This window comes from Kitasatospora sp. NPDC057542 (assembly GCF_042801945.1).
In the GTDB taxonomy this organism is placed as follows: Bacteria; Actinomycetota; Actinomycetes; order Streptomycetales; family Streptomycetaceae; genus Kitasatospora.
This window is the reverse complement of the sequence record NZ_JBHVFE010000750.1, coordinates 1-2413: the sequence shown is the minus strand read 5'-3', so window position 1 is coordinate 2413 and position 2413 is coordinate 1. Positions and strand designations below refer to the sequence as shown.

Below are 2413 nucleotides of genomic sequence, written 5' to 3'. Positions count from 1 at the left end.
GCGACCAGCCCCGCCAGCGTGGCGGGGCCCGACTCCAGTGCGCTGAGCACCAGAGCGGCCTTGTCGAGAACGCCGACGCCGCTAGTGTTGTCCATGCGCTAAGACTGCGGTCTCACTCTGCGAGACGCAAGTTCAAACTTCCGGGAAAAGCGCCACTCTGGAGGAAAGCAGCCCGGGAGGCATCCAGGATGCGGCGCCGTACGGGCGTCCGCATGGTGGACGGCGATCCGGCGTGCAGGTCTCGCGAACGTGCCCCGCACCGGGCGGCGCACACGCTTTGACCCCGACGACACGAGAAGGCCGGCAACGCGGCCGGCTGGAGGGAATCCGATGGGACGGACACTCGCAGAGAAGGTCTGGGACGACCACGTCGTGCGGCGCGCGGAGGGCGAACCCGACCTCCTCTTCATCGACCTGCACCTGCTCCACGAGGTCACCAGCCCGCAGGCCTTCGACGGGCTGCGGCTGGCCGGCCGCACGGTCCGCCGCACCGATCTGACGATCGCCACCGAGGACCACAACACCCCCACCCTGGACATCGACAAGCCGATCGCCGATCCGGTCTCCAAGGTGCAGTTGGAGACCCTGCGCAGGAACGCCGCCGAGTTCGGCGTCCGGATCCACTCGCTCGGCGACGTCGAGCAGGGCGTCGTGCACGTCGTCGGCCCGCAGCTCGGCCTGACCCAGCCCGGCATGACCGTGGTCTGCGGTGACTCCCACACCTCGACCCACGGCGCCTTCGGCGCGCTGGCGTTCGGCATCGGCACCAGCCAGGTCGAGCACGTGCTGGCCACCCAGACCCTGCCGCTGGCGCCGTTCCGGACCATGGCGGTCACCGTCGAGGGCGAACTGCCCGAGGGCGTCACCGCCAAGGACCTGATCCTGGCCGTCATCGCGAAGATCGGCACCGGCGGCGGCCAGGGCTACGTTCTGGAGTACCGCGGTTCGGCGATCCGGAGCCTGTCCATGGAAGCCCGGATGACCGTCTGCAACATGTCGATCGAGGCCGGCGCCCGGGCCGGCATGATCGCCCCGGACGAGACCACCTTCGCCTACCTCCAGGGCCGCCCGCACGCCCCGCAGGGCGAGGACTGGGACGCCGCCGTCGCGTACTGGAAGACGCTGGGCACCGACGAGGACGCGGTCTTCGACCACGAGATCTTCATCGACGCGAGCGAACTGACTCCGTTCGTCACCTGGGGCACCAACCCTGGCCAGGGCGCGCCGCTGGGCTCGACCGTGCCGGACCCGGCCTCCTTCGCCGACCCGCAGGAGCGCCAGGCCGCCGAGAACGCCCTGGCGTACATGGGCCTGGAGGCCGGCACCCCGCTGCGCGAGGTGAAGGTCGACGCCGTCTTCGTCGGCTCCTGCACCAACGGCCGGATCGAGGACCTGCGGGCCGCCGCGGCCGTCGTGGAGGGCCGCCGGATCGCCGACGGCGTGCGGATGCTGGTGGTCCCCGGGTCCGTCCGGGTCGCTCTCCAGGCCGTCGAGGAGGGCCTGGACAGGGTCTTCACCGCGGCCGGTGCCGAGTGGCGCCACGCGGGTTGCTCGATGTGCCTGGGCATGAACCCCGACCAACTCGCCCCGGGGGAGCGTTGCGCCTCCACCTCGAACCGCAACTTCGAGGGCCGGCAGGGCAAGGGTGGCCGCACCCACCTGGTCTCCCCGCAGGTCGCGGCCGCGACCGCCGTGCTGGGCCGCCTCGCGGCCCCCTCCGACCTGACCGCCGACGTCGCTGCCGTGGAGGCCTGAGCCATGGAGAAGTTCACCACCCACACCGGCCGGGCCGTCCCGCTGCGCCGCAGCAACGTGGACACCGACCAGATCATCCCGGCCCACTGGCTCAAGAAGGTCACCCGATCCGGTTTCGAGGACGGCCTGTTCGAAGCCTGGCGCAAGGACGAGTCGTTCATCCTCAACCGGCCGGAGCGGCAGGGTGCCACGGTCCTGGTGGCAGGCCCCGAGTTCGGCACCGGCTCCTCCCGGGAGCACGCCGTCTGGGCGCTCCAGAACTACGGCTTCCACGTCGTCGTCTCGTCCCGCTTCGCCGACATCTTCCGGGGCAACTCGCTGAAGAACGGCCTGCTGACGGTCGTCCTGCCGCAGGAGACCGTGGAACGGCTCTGGGCGCTCACCGAGAGTGACCCTTCGGCCGAGATCACCGTCGACCTGGAGGCGCGCGAAGTGCGTGCCGGGGGCGTCACGGCGACCTTCGAACTGGACGACAACGTCCGGTGGCGGCTGCTCAACGGCCTGGACGACATCAGCATCACCCTGCGGAACGAGGCCGACATCGCGGCCTTCGAAGCGACCCGCCCGGCCTTCAAGCCGCGTACTCTGCCGGTCGCCTGAGTTCCCTTCAGAACAAGCATTCTGACGATCCGCCGGATGGCCCGCGCCCCCCTCGGGG

Annotated in this window: 2 protein-coding genes and 1 pseudogene; 2 read left to right on the top strand and 1 reads right to left on the bottom strand. The window is 70.7% G+C overall.

Annotation, left to right across the window (positions count from 1 at the left end):
* Positions 1 to 95, bottom strand: a pseudogene (locus tag ACFU7Y_RS43060) (IclR family transcriptional regulator); the annotation flags it as partial.
* A gap of 235 nt (positions 96 to 330) precedes the next feature.
* Here ACFU7Y_RS43060 and leuC point away from each other — a divergent pair.
* Positions 331 to 1755, top strand: a complete 1425-nt coding sequence (gene leuC, locus ACFU7Y_RS43055) for a 3-isopropylmalate dehydratase large subunit (RefSeq protein ID WP_224284473.1) — start codon at positions 331 to 333, stop codon at positions 1753 to 1755.
* A 3-nt stretch (positions 1756 to 1758) separates the two neighbouring features.
* Entirely contained in the window at positions 1759 to 2355 is a 597-nt protein-coding gene (gene leuD, locus ACFU7Y_RS43050; RefSeq protein WP_224284474.1) for a 3-isopropylmalate dehydratase small subunit, read from the top strand.
* The last annotated feature ends 58 nt before the right edge of the window (positions 2356 to 2413 follow it).

Excerpts from the sequence above, each read along its gene's own strand:
- leuC (WP_224284473.1), top strand. The coding sequence starts at position 331 with ATGGGACGGACACTCGCAGAGAAGGTCTGGGACGACCACGTCGTGCGG.
- leuD (WP_224284474.1), top strand. The coding sequence starts at position 1,759 with ATGGAGAAGTTCACCACCCACACCGGCCGGGCCGTCCCGCTGCGCCGC.